This is a genomic window from Burkholderia sp. FL-7-2-10-S1-D7, assembly GCF_001524185.1.
GTDB classification, from domain to species: Bacteria; Pseudomonadota; Gammaproteobacteria; order Burkholderiales; family Burkholderiaceae; genus Burkholderia; species Burkholderia diffusa.
Window position 1 is genome coordinate 1 of record NZ_LOWY01000018.1, and the last position, 1233, is coordinate 1233.

Annotated in this window: 1 protein-coding gene; it reads right to left on the bottom strand. The window is 58.7% G+C overall.

Annotated features, from left to right (window positions below):
- Positions 1–28: 28 nt before the first annotated feature.
- Positions 29–1170 (bottom strand): IS3 family transposase gene (locus WS75_RS10420; RefSeq protein ID WP_179948896.1). Its coding sequence is split into 2 segments (ribosomal slippage): positions 29–933 and positions 933–1170, totalling 1143 coding nucleotides; the frame shifts between segments, so codons are not numbered across the junction.
- Positions 1171–1233: the final 63 nt, after the last annotated feature.

Consider the following 1233-nt stretch of genomic DNA (forward strand, 5'->3'; position numbering starts at 1 on the left):
CGTGGACCGGCCAGAGTTTCATAGACACTCACGAGCCGTTTAGCGCGTAGCGCCGCTCAAACTCAATCGGTGAAAGATCGCCGGCGGAACCATGCCGACGAACCGGGTTATAAAACATTTCGATGTAATCGAACAGGTCCGAGGTCGCGGTCGCCCGACTCGGATAGATGCGCCGCTTGATTCGCTCCTTTTTTAGGGCGCTGAAGAAGCTCTCGGCCACGGCATTGTCGTGGCAATTACCGCGCCGACTCATGCTTGGCACCATATGGTGCGCCTTCAGGAATGACTGCCAGTCATCGCTCGTGAATTGACTGCCCTGATCGGAATGCACCATGACACCGGGTCCCGGTTTGCGTTTCCAAACCGCAGCCAACAACGCCTGTAAAACCAGATCGCTGGTCATCGTCGAGCGCGCAGCCCAACCGACGATCTGGCGCGAGTACAGATCCATAACAGCCGCCAGATACAGCCAGCCCTCGTAAGTCCGGATGTACGTGATGTCCGTTACCCAGACCCGGTTCGGTGCGGTTGGCGCGAACTCACGGTTCAGCACGTTGGCGATTACGCCGACCGGACCACCCCGATAGCGGGGCTTGCTGCCATAGCCCACTTCTGCCCGCAGACCTTCGCCTTTCATGAGGCGATGGACGCGGTGACGGCTGCACGTTTCGCCCGATTCACGCAAATCCACCGTGATCTTGCGGTAGCCATAGACGCCGCCGCTGGCTAGCCAGGAATGCTTGATCAAACCGAGCAATCGATCATCCTCGCGCTTGCGGGCTCCAACTGTCTGCCGCTGCCAGACGTAATAGCCGCTGCGATGCACGCCAAGGACTCGGCACATCGAGTGCAGGTGGAACTCGCCGAGATGGGATCGCATGAATGCGTACCTTGCCGTTATCCCTTTGCAAAGTACGCGGCGGCTTTTTTTAGAATGTCGCGTTCCTCGGTCATGCGCTTGAGCTCGGCCTTCAGTCGCCGAACCTCGGCGCTCTGATCCAGTTCCGCCTGCCGCACGACGTCGGGCCTGCCGAACTTCAGTTTCCATGCGTAAAGGCTGTGGGTCGTGATGCCCAAACGCTGGGCCACCTCTGCCACCGAATGACCCCGTTCGGTTACCTGTTTGACTGCCTCGATCTTGAACTCATCCGTGTACCGCTTGCCGCTCATGCTGACCTCCTCGGTTGCCATAAATTATGGCTCGAAGATGTCTACGAAAGGCTGGCCGGTCCA